The organism is Methylobacterium sp. BTF04 (assembly GCF_010692745.1).
Lineage (GTDB): Bacteria > Pseudomonadota > Alphaproteobacteria > Rhizobiales > Beijerinckiaceae > Methylobacterium.
In genome coordinates this window covers 56,811-72,220 of record NZ_JAAHTB010000006.1, presented here as the reverse complement: position 1 = coordinate 72,220, position 15,410 = coordinate 56,811, and the positions used below count along the sequence as shown (strand labels likewise).

The following is a 15,410-nucleotide window of genomic DNA, read 5'->3' as shown; positions in this document are numbered from 1 at the left end:
GTTAGACGACGCTCCGGCGGCGTGCAACGGACGTGTCCGCGCGCGAGCCGTGCGGCCCGCACGGAGCTGGGGATGCCGAGGCTCCTCGTGTCGATCCAAGGGGCCCGGATCGGTGGCGAAAAGACCGGCCCCCAGCGACGAACGGAAGCCTCGTTCACGCATGCCATCACCCTCGCGGGCGCTCCAGCGTCAGCCGGTGCGGGCCATTCGCCGTGTCTTCCTAGCCACGGCGCTCGAGGGTCGCGACATAGAAGCCGTCCGTACCGGTGAGCGCAGGGCTCATCTGGAGACCATGCTCGGTGAACCGCAGGGCCGGCGCTAGGTCGGGGGCCAGGGCCGCCACGTTGCCGGCGGCGTCCACTACGGAAAACGACCCTCCGGTCCGAGCGAGAAGCCCGGCCACGGCCGCATCGTTCTCCTCGGGCATCAGCGAGCAGGTGATGTAGGTGACACGCCCGCCCGGCCGCACCAGGAGGGCGGCGCGGTCGAGCACCGTCGCCTGCTCGGTGACCCGTGCACTCAACGAACCCGGCCGCATCCGCCACTTGGCGTCCGGATTGCGCCGCCATGTGCCGGACCCGGTACAAGGGGCATCGACCAACACGCGGTCTACGGTACCGTCGAGATCGCCGAGCATGTCGGTCCGCGCCCGACCGCCGCGCGGGGTACGGATTTCGGCCATTGCGCCGGCGCGACGCAGGCGCTCATGGATCGGCGCGAGACGACGCGGATCATCGTCACTGGCGATCAGCCGGCCGTCGTTGTTCATCATGGCGGCCAGACTCAGCGTCTTGCCGCCGCCGCCGGCGCAGAGGTCGACCACGGTCTCGCCGGCCTTGGCGCCGCTGAGTAGGCTCGCGAGCTGTGAGCCTTCGTCCTGGATCTCGTACCAGCCGTCGATGAACTCGGGTTCGACGTGGAGGGCGGGGCCGCGCCCATCCTCGCCGATGGGGATCCGCAGGCCATGGGGCGCATGCGGTGTCGGGGCAGACGCCAGATGCTCGAGGCCGGCCAACGCGGCATCGCGGCTGCGCTTGAGGGTGTTCACCCGGATATCGAGGGGCGCGCGCCGGCCGAGTGCGCGCAGCTCGTCGAGCAGGTCGCCGCCGAAGGTGACCGCCAGTGCCGGCAGAACCCAATCCGGCACGTCGCCGGCCACATGAGCCGGAGCATCGGTCAGCGAGCCCCGATCGATCTGGGTGCGTTCGTGGTCGGTCAACGGGTCCGGCGCGAAGCGCTCACCGGAGAACAGACCCGCGACGGTCGGCGCGGCCAGTCCGTACTGAAGCCGCAGCATCCCGATGACGAGGCTGCGCGGGCTGTCGTCGCCCATGATCCAGGCGGCCGAGGCACGGCGGCGCAGCGTGTCGTAGACGAGGCTGGCGATGGCGGCACGGTCGCCGGATCCCGCGAAGCGGTGGGCGAGGCCCCAATCCTTGAGGGCATCGGCGGCGGGGCGACGGCGCCCTGCGATGTCGGCGAGAACTTCGATGGCGGCAGAAAGGCGGGCGGGGGGAGTCAGGGCAAGGTCCTCGCGGTTGCGGCGAATGCCGCGATACGGCCACGCTTAAAGCGACGGCCGGTCACAATACGGCCGAGCTTCCGGCACGATCGACCAGCATACAGGCTCGTCGGCCATGGGTGTCGGCACACGGAGCTTTAGAGAACGCTATGTCGCCCGTCATCCATCTCTGCCTCGCCAGCCTCGTGATGCTCTCCGTGGCCGCCTGCGCCACCGCGCCGGCCGCCCCCGACCTGACACCGCCGCAGCGTCGGGTCGACGCCAAGACGCAGCTCGAATACGGCAATCCGCCCCCGCCGCCGCCCGGCCCGCGCTACTGAGCTTCGCTCAAGGCGCCGTCGGGGACGCCTCACGGGCGCGTCGGTTCTCGTAGGCCTTGAGATGGGTGTAGACGCGGTCGAGCATCGGATGCGCGGCCGCGTCGCTGCTTCGGACGATCAGATCGCCGACGATGTGATCGGCCTCGATCCGCGCGCCGTTCTCGATGTCGCGCAGCATCGAGGCGGTGAAGGCCGAACCCTCCGCCGTGAGCGTGGCCTTCGTCCGGTCCATGAATTTCGGCCGCGGGACATAACCCGCTCCCTGCGCGATAGTCCGGCACTCCTGCATCAGGGATTCGATGAAGTCGCGCCCGCCGGGGGCGGCGACGATATCGCCGATGGTGGCGCGCATCAGGCAGGTCGAGCCGGCAAGCGTCGCGAGGAAGGTCCACTTCTCCCACATCTCCAGCACCATCGTCTCGCTGAGACGCGGATCGAAGGTCGCCCCCTGCATCAGCGCATCGATGGCCTCGATGCGCGCCGAGCGGCTGCCGTCCCGCTCGCCATAGGTCAGGGTGTGGAGGTCGTTCATCTGGCGGATTTCGCCATCGGCTCCCACCGTCGCCGCGATGGCGCAGGTGCCGCCGAGCACGCGCGCACGCCCGAACGTCGCGTCGAGGGCCTCGAGGTGGCGCATGCCGTTGAGAACCGGGAGCACGGCCGTGTCCGGCCCTACGGCCGGTGCCACATCCGCCAGGGCGCCGTCGAGGTCGTAGGCCTTGCAGCTCAGGAACACGAGGTCGAACGGCCCGCCCTCGCCCGCTGCGAGACCGGCGGCCGTGACGGTCTTAGGAGCCTCGATCGCGAAGTCGCCGTGCGGACTTTTGACCCTCAGACCGGTGGCGCGAAGCTTTTCCGCTCGGGCGGGGCGCACCAGGAAGGTGACGTCACGGCCGGCCTGCGCCAATCGCGCCCCGAAATATCCACCTGTGGCGCCAGCGCCGACGACGAGCACGCGCATGGGACGACCCTCCTGAGAAGTTTCGCCAATCCTTAGCCGATGCGACGCCTTCGTTTCCAGGGTCGTCGCGGCCTTAGACGAGGATCGGTGCGAACAGGATACGGATGGCGAAGACGATCCACATCAGCAGAAGCACCAACGCACCGGCGGCGTAGGCGCGAAACCGAGACGGGACGTGGTTGGAGCCGACATAGATGCCGGCATGGAGAAGCCGCGTCGCGACGAAGATCCAGGCCAGCACCACGAAGAGCAAATCGGCTTTCCTGGTGTAGAGCGCCAGCGGAACCAACGCATAGAACAGCACCGGCAGTTCGAACTGGTTCGAGAAGGCGTTGGCTGCCTGTTGTGACCGCGCCGGCCAGGTCTTCTGCCCGAGGGCGATGTCGCCGACCTTGACGCTCCCAGCCCCGACCTCGGCGAATCGCAGGCGCCCCATCCAGAACAGCAGCGCGAAAGTGAGGAACACCTGCGCGAAGACAGGGGCGAGGATGGCCTGGACGGTCATGGCTGGTTCCGTGCGCGCGTCAGCCGAACCAGGCGACGGCGGCCAGATGCGCCACGAGAATCGCGCATCCGACGAAGTTGATGAGAAAGACCTGCCCGCGCAGAGGCACGTTGTCGGTCAGCGTCTGCACCAGCGTATGGAGAATCCGGCCGGCGACGAAGACCCACCCGGCCCAGACGTCAACCACCGTCACGCGGTCGAAGGCCACCAGCAGCGCGACACTGGCGAAGACGATGACCGGCAGTTCGAACTGGTTGGCGAGATTGCGGGTGATCCGGGCGATCGGAAGTGGCTCGTCGCGCCCGAGCTCGAAACAACCATACGCGACCTCGCCGCGCCGGACCGCCATCTGGCGGACCACCGAGAGCCAGACGTAGAGACCGAAGGTGAGCCCGATCTGCGCCAGCACCGGCCAGAGGATGAGGTGACGCGGATCGGGCATCGGTGCTGGAGTCAGGACCGGCCGGGATAGTTCGGGCTCTCGCGGGTGATGGTGACGTCGTGGACGTGGCTTTCGCGCAGGCCCGCATTGGTGATGCGGATGAACTGCGCCTTCTCCTGAAACTGGGGAATGGTCGGGGCGCCGACATAGCCCATTGCGGCGCGCAGGCCGCCTGCGAGCTGATGCAGTACCGCCGCCACCGGGCCCTTGTAGGGGACCTGGCCCTCGATGCCCTCGGGGACGAGCTTGTGGGTATCGCTGACCTCGGCCTGGAAGTAGCGGTCGGCGGAGCCGCGGGCCATGGCGCCCACCGAGCCCATGCCCCGGTAGCTCTTGTAGGAGCGGCCCTGGTGCAGGAACACCTCGCCGGGAGCCTCGTCGGTGCCTGCGAGCAGCGAGCCGAGCATCGCCACCGAGGCGCCGGCGGCGATGGCCTTGGCGAGATCGCCCGAATACTTGATCCCGCCATCGGCGATCACCGGAACGTCGGCGCGCTCCGCGGCCTCCACGGCTTCCATCAAGGCGGTGAGCTGGGGCACGCCCACACCGGCGACGATCCGGGTGGTGCAGATCGAGCCCGGGCCGATGCCGACCTTGATGGCGTCCGCACCGGCATCGATCAACGCCTGGGCGCCGTCGCGGGTGGCGACGTTGCCGGCCACGATCTGCACGGTGTTGGAGAGCTGCTTCACCCGGCGGACGGCGTCCAGCACCTTGATCGAGTGGCCGTGCGCGGTGTCCACCACGATCACGTCGCATCCGGCATCGATGAGACGCTCGGCGCGCTCGAAACCGTCATCGCCGGTAGTGGTGGCGGCAGCGACCCGCAGACGGCCCTGCTCGTCCTTGACCGCGCCCGGATAGGCGACCTGCTTCTCGATGTCCTTCACGGTGATCAGGCCGATGCACCGGTAATGATCGTCGACCACCAGCAGCTTCTCGATGCGGAACTGGTGCAGAAGCCGCTTGGCCTCCTCCTGGTTCACGCCCTCGCGCACGGTGATCAGCCGGTCGCGGGTCATCAGTTCGGCGACCGTCTCGGACGAATTGGTGGCGAAGCGCACGTCGCGGTTGGTGAGGATGCCGACGAGTTTGCCGCGCGAACCGTTGGGGCCGCGCTCCACCACCGGAATGCCGGAGATGCGGTTCTTCTTCATCAGCGAGAACGCATCGGCCAGCGTCTCGTCGGGGTGGATGGTGATGGGGTTGAGCACCATCCCCGACTCGTACTTCTTGACGAGGCGGACCTGCTCGACCTGTTCCGCCGGCTCGAGGTTGCGGTGAATCACGCCCATGCCGCCGTTCTGCGCCATGGCGATGGCCATCGGAGCTTCGGTGACGGTATCCATGGCCGAGGCTAGGATCGGCAGGTTGAGGTGGATCGAGCGGGTCAGGCGGGTCGCCACGCTGACCTGCGTGGGCATCACCGAGGACGCGGCGGGGCGCAGGAGGACGTCGTCGAAGGTCAGGCCCTCGATGATGGTTTCTGCGGTGATGCGGGCCATGTACCAACTCCCAAAAGGGTCTGAGACGCCGTGCCCAGTGAGCGTATCGGCGTCGTCGAGTTGGCACGGGCCAGTATCATGCGGGATGGACCCGCGCAAAGGCGGAATCGTCGCCCTGCAGGGGGATATCCTTCCCATGCATGGCTCAGGGACCGACTCAATTGATCCGGGGGGCCGCACCCTTGTCGGTGGATTCGGGCGGCAGGCCGATATAGTCCGACAGGATTCCGTCGATTCCGGGGGCCCGGCCGAAGGCCTCGCAATCGGGGTCGAGCGGCGCCTCGCCCAGGGTGGTGACGCGGATGCGGTCGTAGTTCGGGATCGCCAGGGGCGCCTTGAACGGATCGATGCCGGTGGCGAGGTAGCCACCCCAATCCTGGCCGAACTCGCCAGCGAGATCGTAGGCGTCGCTGATGGGCGAGAAGCGCGGCTGGCTGGTGAAGGAGTTTGCCGCCCCACCCCAGACCATGGCGGCCCGCTGCTGGTGATGGCGGTCGAGGGCCTCCGCCTCGATGGTGATGCTGCCGAGCCCGATCGGAATGCGCGGGATCGGCACCCGGCCGACCGCGGTTGCAAAGCCGATGCCGAGTTGGGAGGCGACCGTGACGCCCGCCGAGGCCGCGATGGTGCCGCCCGCCGCCGGCAGTCCGGTGAGGCCGACCCGTGTCACCGCGGCGCGCACGGTCAGATCGGCCTTCTTGCTCGAAACCACGTCGTAGCGCAGCGAAAGTTCGTAGCAGAGCGCGCGGTCGGCGGCGTTGGCGACGAGCCGGCGCTCCACCGCGTTCAGGTCCGGCCCCGCGATCTCCTCGGAGAACTGCGTCGGGATGATCCGGACGGTGCGGGCATTGGCGAGCACCGCCCTGTCCAGGTAGAGCTTGGCGCGGGTGGCGACCTCCTCGCTCGCCACGAGCCGGTCGTAGCGCGTGAGCGAACCGGTCTCGTTGAGGAGCACGGTGCCACAGCCGGCCAGGGTGAACAGCACGGCGAGGCCGGCGATGTTGCCCGGCAGCCGGAGACGATGTTCGAACTTCGGGGGCATCCGGTGACCTTGTCGACGGGGGTATCGGCGATCCGCGCCAGCCCGCGAGACGTGATGGGGATCGGCCTTTTGTTTCAGCAGAGCTTAGCCGTCGCCGCGACCGTGTGGATAGGCTCACTGCTCTACGGAAGGGTTCGAACGCTGCGGTTGTTGCGCCAGGGCAACTCCCGTGCTGATACGTTCGACCTTCGCACTTCATCCTGGCCGCCTCAAAAAAGCGCGACAGTTGCGGCCTTTGCCACGACGCCGTGACACCGACCGGACCTCCCGGTCCTTCACCTTGCCCGCTCCCCCGAAGTCCCCATGCGCTCCTCCCAGATCGTCCCCCTCGTCGTTGCAACCGCCTTGTTCATGGAGAACACCGATTCGACGGTGATCGCCACGGCGCTTCCGGCCATCGCCAAGAGCCTCGGCGAGGACCCGATCGCCCTCAAGCTCGCGCTGACGGCGTATCTGGTAAGCTTGGCGATCTTCATTCCGATCAGCGGCTGGATGGCCGATCGCTATGGCGCGCGCACTATCTTCCGAGCGGCCCTGGTGGTGTTCATGGCCGGGTCGCTCGCCTGCGCCGCCTCGAATTCCCTCGTCGGCTTCGTTGCCGCGCGGTTCTTCCAGGGGATCGGCGGGGCGATGATGGTGCCGGTGGGCCGCCTCGTGATCCTGCGCAGCGTGCCCAAAAGCGAACTCGTGAGCGCGCTCGCCTATCTGACGATTCCCGCACTGATCGGGCCGATCATGGGACCGCCGCTCGGTGGCCTGATCACGACCTATCTCGACTGGCGCTGGATCTTCTTCATCAACATCCCGATCGGCATCGCCGGCATCGGGCTCGCGACGCTGTATTTCGAGAACGTCCGCGAATCCGAGCGGATGCCCCTCGACGTGACCGGGTTCGTGCTGTCGGGGCTCGGGCTCGCCACGCTGATGCTCGGGCTCGCCTCCTCGGGCCGCCACCTGCTACCGGATGGGGTGTCGTGGGGTTGCCTCGCGGCCGGGATCGCGTTGCTGGCGCTCTATCTCCGGCATTCGCGCACAGTCGCGCATCCGGTGATCCGCCTGTCGCTCCTGAATCACCCGACCTTCCGGGCTGCGGTCACCGGGGGCAGCCTGTTCCGGATCGGAACCGGGGCAATCCCGTTCCTGCTGCCGTTGATGCTGCAGATCGGCTTCGGCCTCGACCCATTGCAATCGGGCCTGCTCACCTTCGCGGCCGCGGCCGGAGCGCTGCTGATCAAGCTCATCGGCCCGCGCATCCTGCGAACCTACGGCTTTCGCAGGGTGATGCTGATCAACGCCGTCGTCGCTTCCGGATTCCTGGCGGTGAACGGACTGTTCACGGCGCAGACCCCGCATGGGATCATCATCTGTGCCCTGCTCGTCGGCGGCTGCGTGCGCTCGCTTCAGTTCACCTGCGTCAACGCCATCGCGTATGCCGAGTTAGAGCCGCGCGAGATGAGCGCCGCGACCAGCCTCGCCAGCGTCGCCCAGCAATTGTCGTTGAGCCTCGGCGTCTCGATCGGCGCCCTGGCGCTCGAAGGCGCAGCGGCTTGGCACGGCCGCGAGGCGATCACGGCTGACGATTTCTGGCCAGCCTTCCTGACCGTCTCGCTGGTCTCGGCCGTCTCGTTCTTTCCGTTCCGCCGCCTGTCGGCCGATGCCGGCGCGGAAGTGTCCGGCCAGCGCCGCACCGAGACGCGTCCCGTCCTACCCTGATCGTCCGCCTCAGGCTGCGGCGCGAGCCGGAGCGCGGCTCACCGGTCGCTTCGCGCGGCCCCCGGATTTCGGAGCGGCCTTTGAGGTAGCGGCCTTGGGCTGCGCACGGGGGGCTTCAGTCCGCGTATTGCGGCGCCAGCCCTGCCAGCTCCAGGCGCCGGGACCGGTCATCGCATAAATCACGAAGCCGCCCGCCAGCCCGAGATCGGCCAGGAACAGGGTGCGCTCGGCCACCGCGGTGGGGCCGACGAATTGCCAGAAGCTGTGGAGAAGGACGGCCATCACGGTGGCGAACCCGGCAAGCGCGAGCCCGCTGATCCGCGGCAACACCCCGACGATGAGCGCGAGCGGCCCGAACACCTGGACGATGACGGCCGCCGTCGCCACCGCGTTGGGCGACGGCATGCCGGTGGCGGCAAGGGTCAGGGCGAAGCCCGAGACGTTGAGCGCGCGCGCGATGCCGGTCGGCAGCAGGGCCGCGGCGAGAAGCAGGCGCGCGAGGAGAAGCAGTCCGTCTTGGGTACGGCCGGTCACAGGGTCGGCTCCGTCTGTCGTCGGGATGCCGAGATTGCCGGCGATCCGCTGAAGACGGCGTTAAGGGCGCGCGCCTCACCCGGAGACGCCGCCGCGAAACAGGCGCCCGCGCTCGGTCCAGGCGACCACGAGCAGCGCGAGCGCGCCGAGAACCGCGTAGCCGATCCCGATCGGCAGCACCGTGCCGTCGAACGCCTGCCCGATGAGATACCCGCACAAAGCTCCGAGAATCGTGGTGTAAAAGCCCAGGAACGACGAGGCGGTGCCGGCGATCTCGCCCAGGGGTTGGAGCGCGAGCGCGTTGAAGTTCGGCATGGCGAAGCTGATCAGGAATTGGTTGAGCGCCAGGACGCAGAGGAACATCCACAGCGGCGGATGCCCCTGGTAGGCCAGTCCGACCACCACCTGAACGACCGCGACGCCGACGAACAGGATCAGGCCGACATGGGACAGCGGTCGCATGCCGAGGCGCCGGACCAGGCGCGCATTGACCAGCGTCGCCGCGCCCATGGCGCCTGCCACCAGCCCGAATGCGAGGGGAAACAGCGAGCCGAGGTGGTACAGTCCGGTATCGAACACCTGCTGGGCCGAGCCGACATAGCCCATGATGCACCCGCTGAGCAGGCCGAGCGCCGTGGCGTAGCCCACCGCCACCCGGTTGCGGAGGGTCAGTGCCACCGCCTGGCTCACGGCTCGGAGCGAGAACGCGCGGCGATATTGCGGATGCAGGGTCTCGGGCATCCGGGCGGAGAACCACACCACCAGAACCCCGGCGAGGATCAGCATCGAGACGAAGACGTAGTGCCAGGAGCCCAGCATCAGCATGGCGCCGCCGATGGCCGGGGCGATCATCGGCACGATGAGGAAGACCATCATGACCAACGACATCACGCTCGCCATTTCGCGTCCGGCGAAGCGATCACGCACGATCGCCGTGGACAGCACCCGGCCGCCGGCGGCGCCGATGCCCTGAATGACACGGGCGGCGAGCAGCCATCCGAAGGTCGGTGCCACCATCGCGAGGCACGAACCGGCCACATAGACCGACAGGCTCAGCAGCAAGATCCGCCGCCGGCCATAGCTGTCCGAGAGCGGCCCGTACCCGATCTGGGCGATGCCGAAGCCGATCATGTAGACGTAGATGAGCAGCTGCAGGCTGTTGGGATCGGCAACAGCGAACTGCGCCTGGATCGCCGGAAATGCCGGGAGCAGATTGTCGATTGAGATCGCCGTGACCGCCATCATCAGTGCGACGAGCCCGACGAACTCACCGAAGCCCGGCCCGTTCCAGGCGGGCGGAGTCGTGGTGCGCGGTGCAGGCCGTGCCGGGGCGAGCGTGGTCGTCACCGATGAATCCTTGGTGGTCGCGGAAGCTGACGGGGAACTGGGCACCAACGCACGGACCGGCAATCCGCCCGCTTCGCATGGCTGCTCTCCGGCGGGCCGTGCGTAGGAGCGCCACAATTCTCGCCGAACGTCGTCTGGCAGACCTGGGAGCGCCCTCCCCCATCGGACGATCCGGGCATGACACCATCGCGACTCGTCGCCCTTTTGTTGATCGTGTTCGCCCTGTGCGCACCGGCTCAGGCGCAGGACTCGTCCGACTTCGCCGAGAAGGCCGCCGCTTTGGTGGACGCCGCCGCGCGCGCCAAGGTCTTCTCCGGCGCCGTGATCGTGGCACGCAATGGCCAGCCGGTGTTCCGGCGCGCCTACGGCCCGGCGAATCGCGAATGGGACATCGCCAACACCCCTGAGACGCGGTTCCGCATCGGCTCGATCACCAAGCAATTCACCGCGGCAGCGATCCTGAAGCTCGCGGAATCCGGCAAGTTGTCCCTCGATGATGCGGTGGTCCGCCACGTGCCGGGCCTGCCCGCATCCTGGGGCGGAATGACGATCCGGATGCTGTTGAACCACACCTCGGGCCTGCCCAACGTCACCGCCCTCCCCGATTATCCATCGGTGCTCTCGCGACTGGAGCGGAGCCCGATGGAAACGGTGGCTCTGCTCTTTGGCGAGGAGATGCTGTTCCCGCCGGGCACCGGCTACGAATACAGCAGCACCGGCTACATCCTGCTCGCGGCCCTGATCGAGCGGGTCAGCGGCATCGGCTTCGAGGCCTATGTCGCGCAAGAGCTTCTCGCGCCCGCCGGCCTGCGCGCAACGGGCGACAGCGATCCGGGGGCGGTACTCCCACGCAGGGCGAGTGGCTATCACCGCGTGGCGGGCGAATGGCGCAATGCTCCCCCGCTCGCCGCGAGCGCGCCCTCCGGCGCCGGTGGACTTACCGCGACGGTGGACGATCTGGTGGCGTGGGATCGGGCGCTGCTGTCGGGGCAGGTGCTCGCGCCGGCCTCGCTCGCGGCGATGTCCACCGATAACGGCCACGGCTATGGTCTCGGCTGGTATCTCGGCACGGCCTACGGCCAGCGGCTGTGGTCGCATGGCGGCTTCATCAACGGGTTCGCCGCGATCAAGGACACCTATCCGGATCTCGGGCTGACCATCGTGGTTTTGGGCAACACCGAGACGACGCCGGCGCAGACGCTGTCCCGCACCATCGCTGCCCTGTACTTCGGCCTCCGCCCCGAGACGGAAATTGCGGTCTCTGACGGGGTTCTCGATCGCTATGTCGGGTTCTATCGCATCGGGCCGCGCTCGACGCTACGGCTGCGGCGCGAGGGCGACCGCCTGTTCGCCAAGGCCACCGGCCTACCGGGTTTCGCGCTGACGCCGGAAAGCGACCGGGTGTTTTCGGCACCCGACGGCACTCGCATCGCCATCGACATCGAGCCGGACGGCCGCGCCACCGGCCTGATGATTCACGCCGACGATGTCGACCGGTCGGGCCCGCGCATCGATCCAGCCACGGCGCGACGGATCACCGCCCGGCGTGTCGCCCGGCTGCCGGTCCCCTAATCGCAGCGTCGGGTCGCCAAGGCGCGAGATCGGGTCTATCCTGCCTCTGCGCCGAGACGCCATCCGGCGCGCAGCGCGAAGCGACGAGACCATGCCGCCCCGCGAGCGGGTTGGCCAAAAGTCCCCCTTGCTTTGCCTCAGGGTCTGGCCTTGTCTGCCGACCATTCAAAAAAAACAGGAGGATACGCGATGAACAAGCCGGAATTCCTGACCTCGGGATCCAAGTCCCCGTTCTCGGCCCGCTACGACAACTTCATCGGCGGCAAATGGGTCGCCCCCGTCGCCGGCCGCTATTTCGAGAACACCTCGCCGATCACCGGCCGCGTCATCTGTGAAGTCGCGCGTTCCGACGCCGCCGACGTCGACAAGGCCCTCGACGCGGCCCACGCCGCCAAGGAGGCCTGGGGCCGGACGTCACCGGGCGAGCGCGCCCTCATCCTCAACAAGATCGCCGATCGGATGGAGGACAACCTCGATCTGATCGCCCTGGCCGAGACCTGGGACAACGGCAAGCCGATCCGCGAGACGACCCATGCCGATATCCCGCTCGCCATCGACCATTTCCGCTATTTCGCCGGTTGCGTGCGGGCGCAGGAAGGATCGATCTCCGAGATCGACCACGACACCGTGGCCTACCATTTCCACGAGCCGCTCGGCGTCGTCGGCCAGATCATCCCGTGGAACTTCCCCATCCTGATGGCGGTGTGGAAGCTGGCTCCGGCGCTCGCCGCCGGCAACTGCGTCGTGCTCAAGCCGGCCGAGCAGACCCCGGCCTCGATCCTCGTAGTCGCCGAGCTGATCGCCGACCTGCTGCCGCCGGGCACCCTCAATATCGTCAACGGCTTCGGCCTGGAATGCGGCAAGCCGCTGGCCTCCTCGCCCCGCATCGCCAAGATCGCCTTCACCGGCGAGACGACGACCGGCCGGCTGATCATGCAGTACGCCTCGCAGAACCTGATCCCGGTGACGCTGGAGCTCGGTGGAAAGTCGCCGAACATCTTCTTTGCCGATGTCGCCAACGAGGATGACGATTTCTTCGACAAGGCGCTCGAGGGCTTCACGATGTTCGCCCTCAACCAGGGCGAGGTCTGTACCTGCCCGAGCCGCGCGCTCGTGCACGAGTCGATCTACGATCGGTTCATGGAGCGGGCGATCAAGCGCGTCGAGGCGATCACCCAGGGATCGCCCCTCGACCCGACCACGATGATCGGCGCGCAGGCTTCCTCCGAGCAGCTGGAGAAGATTCTCAGCTACGTCGACATCGGCAAGCAGGAAGGGGCCGAGTGCCTCACCGGCGGACAGCGCAACGTCAAGGACGGTGAGTTCGCGGACGGCTTCTACATGCAGCCGACCGTCTTCCGCGGCCACAACAAGATGCGCATCTTCCAGGAAGAGATCTTCGGGCCGGTACTCTCGGTCACGACCTTCAAGGACGATGCCGACGCGCTCGCCATCGCCAACGACACCCTGTACGGGCTCGGCGCCGGCGTCTGGACCCGCGACGGGACCCGCGCCTACCGCTTCGGCCGCTCGATCCAGGCCGGCCGGGTCTGGACCAATTGCTACCACGCCTACCCGGCGCACGCGGCCTTCGGTGGCTACAAGCAGTCCGGCATCGGCCGCGAGAATCACAAGATGATGCTCGACCACTATCAGCAGACCAAGAACATGCTGGTCAGCTACTCGGCCAAGAAGCTCGGCTTCTTCTAGGCTTTCGCCGAGGACACGACTGCCCCGGCCGACAGGCCGGGGCTTTTCCATTTTTAGGGTTGCCGCTCGGCCAGATGATGCCCAATCGGCACTAGTCCTATCTCGAAAGAGTAGAGCCCTGATCCGCCTATCCCGAACGAACCCCTGATTTCAGTCCCTTCGAGCGAGCGGGAGCCGAACCCATGACCGAGACCGCGTTCATCGAACACACCACCGCCGACCATTCCGGCATCGACGGCACACCGTTACGGGTCACCGCCACACCGGCCGCCATCGCGCTCATCGAAGAGCTTCGCGCCGACCACGGGGCGGTGATGTTCCATCAATCGGGAGGCTGCTGCGATGGCTCGTCGCCGATGTGCTATCCGGTCGGCGAATTCCTCACCGGCGACAGCGACGTGCATCTCGGGCAGGTGGGGGGCGCCGATTTCTGGATCAGCCGGCCGCAATTCCAGGTCTGGAAGCACACGCACCTGATCCTCGACGTGGTGCGCGGACGCGGCGGCATGTTCTCCCTCGAGAACGGACGCGACAAGCGCTTCCTGATCCGTTCGCGCCTGTTCACCGAAGCCGAGAACACAGCTCTCGAGGGTGCGTGCAAGATCTGACGAAAACGCCGCCGCAGAGCATGTCCGCGGCGGCGTTTCGGTAATCCAGACGAACGGCTCGATCAGACGCGGCTGATGCTGTTGCCGTTGATCTCGGACAGTTTCGTCGCGCCGACCTGACGCATGATCGTCTCGAACTCACGCTGCATCAGCGTCAGCACCATCTCGACGCCGGGCTGGCCGAAGGCGGCGAGACCCCAGACATAGGGACGGCCGATGCAGATTGCGGTCGCGCCCGAGGCCAGCGCCTTGATCACGTCGGTACCCCGGCGGAAACCACCGTCGACGAGCACCGGGATCTTGCCGTTGACCGCCTTCACCACCTCCGGCAGCGCGTCGATGGTCGCCTCGAGGCTCTCCTCGGCGCGGCCGCCATGGTTGGAGACGATGATCGCGTCAACGCCGTAATCGAGGCACTGCTTGGCGTCCTCGTGCGTGACGATGCCCTTGAGGACCAGCTTGCCCTTCACGATGCCGCGCAGACGCTTGACGTAGTCCCAGGTCATACCGGTGCCGTACAGGTTGGTGACCTTCGACACGTCGATGTCGTCGAACATCGGCTTGCGGCTGACTTCGTTCTTGAAGCCGCCCGCATGACAATCGGTGCAGGTGCGGGTGTCACCGCGGCGTTCGCGAAACAGCGTCTCAGTATTGCGGCCGCCCTGACGGTCGACGGTGAGCACGATGGCCGGGGCGCCGGCCTTCTCGGCCCGCAGCACCAGGGCCTCGGTCACGGCCCAATCGTCGGTGGGGTACAACATATACCAGACCGGCGCGCCGCGCTCCTTGATGACCTCCTCGATCGACGTGCTGCCGACCGTGGAGAGAATCATCTGGTGACCCTTGACCTTGCAGGCGCGCGCAGCGGCGGCCTCGGCCTCGGGGTGGAACGCACCGACGCTGCTGACGGGGGCGAGCGCGATGGGGCTCGCCCACGTCTCACCGAAGATCTTCACCGAGGTGTCGATCTTGCGCACGTCGATCAGGCGGCGAGCGCGAATCTTGATCTTGTCGAAGGCGTCGCGATTCGCCTTCAGGGTCTTGTCGGCATCGACGCCGCTGGCGAGGTAGCCGTAATGCGCCGGGGGCAATTCCTTCTTCGCCACCGGTTCGAAGTCGAACACGTTGAGCGCCTGGGCGGGCGTGCTGATGAGGTCGCCGTTCATGGTCGGCGCCTGGCGCAGCACGTCGTAGCTCTGGGCCAAGGCCTCGGTGGTGCCGAGGGCGGACAATCCGGCCAGGGTGCTCGCGACGCCCGGAGCGATGACCGGACTCGCCGAGATGTACTCGATGAACTTGCGACGGCTGACCATCGTTTCAGTCTCAGTGTCGTGCTGAGGTTGAAGGTTCTTCGACATCGATTGAGTCCATACGTCCGCGTTCAAGGTATGCTGTCCTGCACCATTCATGTTGCAGTGCGCAAGAGCCTGATTTCAGACTTATATGTCCATCGATCGACGCCACAAGCCGACGTCAATCACTGCCCGGCAGCTTGAAAACCCCTCCATTGTCGGTCGCTCAAACGCAGTGCAGAGCGCTCAGCACTGCATTATCTCTCATTCGCGCAAGGCTCTCAAAGATTCCGCGCCGCGAAGACTGGCGCTTTCTCTCTCAGGTGTTGTCGAAGGG

General features: G+C 67.2%; 15 protein-coding genes. 6 read left to right on the top strand and 9 right to left on the bottom strand.

Annotated elements, in window-relative coordinates; translation table 11 throughout:
* Positions 1-220: 220 nt before the first annotated feature.
* Positions 221-1,522: an RsmB/NOP family class I SAM-dependent RNA methyltransferase gene (locus G3T14_RS05750; protein WP_163641104.1), complete on the bottom strand. Its 1,302-nt coding sequence runs from the start codon at positions 1,520-1,522 to the stop codon at positions 221-223.
* 149 nt (positions 1,523-1,671) lie between these two features.
* On the opposite strand from G3T14_RS05750, the gene G3T14_RS24640 reads away from it, so the two are divergent.
* Positions 1,672-1,842: a hypothetical protein gene (locus G3T14_RS24640; RefSeq protein ID WP_204262660.1), complete on the top strand. Its 171-nt coding sequence runs from the start codon at positions 1,672-1,674 to the stop codon at positions 1,840-1,842.
* 7 nt (positions 1,843-1,849) lie between these two features.
* On the opposite strand, the gene panE is transcribed toward G3T14_RS24640, so the two are convergent.
* The 5 genes from panE to G3T14_RS05725 form a co-directional block, all read right to left on the bottom strand.
* Positions 1,850-2,803, bottom strand: a complete 954-nt coding sequence (gene panE / locus G3T14_RS05745; protein WP_163640934.1) for a 2-dehydropantoate 2-reductase — start codon at positions 2,801-2,803, stop codon at positions 1,850-1,852.
* 73 nt (positions 2,804-2,876) lie between these two features.
* Positions 2,877-3,308 carry an MAPEG family protein gene (locus G3T14_RS05740; RefSeq protein ID WP_163640933.1) on the bottom strand — a complete coding sequence of 144 codons (432 nt, stop codon included), beginning with the start codon at positions 3,306-3,308 and terminating at the stop codon, positions 2,877-2,879.
* Positions 3,309-3,327: 19 nt separating this feature from the next.
* Positions 3,328-3,750 (bottom strand): MAPEG family protein, encoded by a 423-nt coding sequence (locus tag G3T14_RS05735; protein WP_163640932.1) that lies wholly within the window; start codon positions 3,748-3,750, stop codon positions 3,328-3,330.
* 11 nt (positions 3,751-3,761) lie between these two features.
* Positions 3,762-5,255: an IMP dehydrogenase gene (guaB, locus tag G3T14_RS05730; protein ID WP_163640931.1), complete on the bottom strand. Its 1,494-nt coding sequence runs from the start codon at positions 5,253-5,255 to the stop codon at positions 3,762-3,764.
* A gap of 157 nt (positions 5,256-5,412) precedes the next feature.
* Complete coding sequence (locus tag G3T14_RS05725) at positions 5,413-6,297, bottom strand: DUF3313 domain-containing protein (RefSeq protein WP_163640930.1); 885 nt, start codon at positions 6,295-6,297, stop codon at positions 5,413-5,415.
* On the opposite strand from G3T14_RS05725, the gene G3T14_RS05720 reads away from it, so the two are divergent.
* Positions 6,277-6,549 (top strand): hypothetical protein, encoded by a 273-nt coding sequence (locus tag G3T14_RS05720; RefSeq protein ID WP_163640929.1) that lies wholly within the window; start codon positions 6,277-6,279, stop codon positions 6,547-6,549. The genes G3T14_RS05725 and G3T14_RS05720 overlap by 21 nt on opposite strands.
* Before the next feature lie 51 nt (positions 6,550-6,600).
* A complete protein-coding gene (locus G3T14_RS05715) occupies positions 6,601-8,010 on the top strand; it encodes an MFS transporter (RefSeq protein WP_163640928.1) in 1,410 nt (469 codons plus the stop codon).
* 9 nt (positions 8,011-8,019) lie between these two features.
* Here the strand turns inward: G3T14_RS05715 and G3T14_RS05710 are convergent, their stop codons facing one another.
* Both G3T14_RS05710 and G3T14_RS05705 read right to left on the bottom strand, forming a co-directional pair.
* Positions 8,020-8,544, bottom strand: a complete 525-nt coding sequence (locus G3T14_RS05710; RefSeq protein ID WP_163640927.1) for a DoxX family protein — start codon at positions 8,542-8,544, stop codon at positions 8,020-8,022.
* 75 nt (positions 8,545-8,619) lie between these two features.
* On the bottom strand, positions 8,620-9,789 hold the full coding sequence (locus G3T14_RS05705) for a multidrug effflux MFS transporter (RefSeq protein ID WP_163641103.1): 1,170 nt from the start codon (positions 9,787-9,789) through the stop codon (positions 8,620-8,622).
* Positions 9,790-10,068: 279 nt separating this feature from the next.
* Between G3T14_RS05705 and G3T14_RS05700 the strand changes: the two genes are divergently transcribed.
* From G3T14_RS05700 to G3T14_RS05690, 3 genes are all read left to right on the top strand, one after another.
* Positions 10,069-11,463, top strand: a complete 1,395-nt coding sequence (locus G3T14_RS05700; protein WP_163640926.1) for a serine hydrolase — start codon at positions 10,069-10,071, stop codon at positions 11,461-11,463.
* Between the two features lie 189 nt (positions 11,464-11,652).
* Positions 11,653-13,173 carry an aldehyde dehydrogenase gene (adh, locus tag G3T14_RS05695; RefSeq protein ID WP_163640924.1) on the top strand — a complete coding sequence of 507 codons (1,521 nt, stop codon included), beginning with the start codon at positions 11,653-11,655 and terminating at the stop codon, positions 13,171-13,173.
* Positions 13,174-13,355: 182 nt separating this feature from the next.
* A complete protein-coding gene (locus G3T14_RS05690) occupies positions 13,356-13,781 on the top strand; it encodes a DUF779 domain-containing protein (RefSeq protein ID WP_163640921.1) in 426 nt (141 codons plus the stop codon).
* A gap of 62 nt (positions 13,782-13,843) precedes the next feature.
* Here G3T14_RS05690 and G3T14_RS05685 read toward each other — a convergent pair whose 3' ends face one another.
* Entirely contained in the window at positions 13,844-15,094 is a 1,251-nt protein-coding gene (locus tag G3T14_RS05685) for an alpha-hydroxy acid oxidase (RefSeq protein WP_163640919.1), read from the bottom strand.
* Positions 15,095-15,410: the final 316 nt, after the last annotated feature.

Excerpts from the sequence above, each read along its gene's own strand:
- G3T14_RS05725 (WP_163640930.1), bottom strand. The coding sequence starts at position 6,297 with ATGCCCCCGAAGTTCGAACATCGTCTCCGGCTGCCGGGCAACATCGCC.
- panE (WP_163640934.1), bottom strand. The coding sequence starts at position 2,803 with ATGCGCGTGCTCGTCGTCGGCGCTGGCGCCACAGGTGGATATTTCGGG.
- G3T14_RS05740 (WP_163640933.1), bottom strand. The coding sequence starts at position 3,308 with ATGACCGTCCAGGCCATCCTCGCCCCTGTCTTCGCGCAGGTGTTCCTC.
- G3T14_RS05705 (WP_163641103.1), bottom strand. The coding sequence starts at position 9,789 with ATGATGGCGGTCACGGCGATCTCAATCGACAATCTGCTCCCGGCATTT.
- adh (WP_163640924.1), top strand. The coding sequence starts at position 11,653 with ATGAACAAGCCGGAATTCCTGACCTCGGGATCCAAGTCCCCGTTCTCG.
- G3T14_RS05690 (WP_163640921.1), top strand. The coding sequence starts at position 13,356 with ATGACCGAGACCGCGTTCATCGAACACACCACCGCCGACCATTCCGGC.
- G3T14_RS05735 (WP_163640932.1), bottom strand. The coding sequence starts at position 3,750 with ATGCCCGATCCGCGTCACCTCATCCTCTGGCCGGTGCTGGCGCAGATC.
- G3T14_RS05715 (WP_163640928.1), top strand. The coding sequence starts at position 6,601 with ATGCGCTCCTCCCAGATCGTCCCCCTCGTCGTTGCAACCGCCTTGTTC.
- G3T14_RS05700 (WP_163640926.1), top strand. The coding sequence starts at position 10,069 with ATGACACCATCGCGACTCGTCGCCCTTTTGTTGATCGTGTTCGCCCTG.
- G3T14_RS05720 (WP_163640929.1), top strand. The coding sequence starts at position 6,277 with ATGTTCGAACTTCGGGGGCATCCGGTGACCTTGTCGACGGGGGTATCG.
- G3T14_RS05685 (WP_163640919.1), bottom strand. The coding sequence starts at position 15,094 with ATGGTCAGCCGTCGCAAGTTCATCGAGTACATCTCGGCGAGTCCGGTC.
- G3T14_RS24640 (WP_204262660.1), top strand. The coding sequence starts at position 1,672 with ATGTCGCCCGTCATCCATCTCTGCCTCGCCAGCCTCGTGATGCTCTCC.
- guaB (WP_163640931.1), bottom strand. The coding sequence starts at position 5,255 with ATGGCCCGCATCACCGCAGAAACCATCATCGAGGGCCTGACCTTCGAC.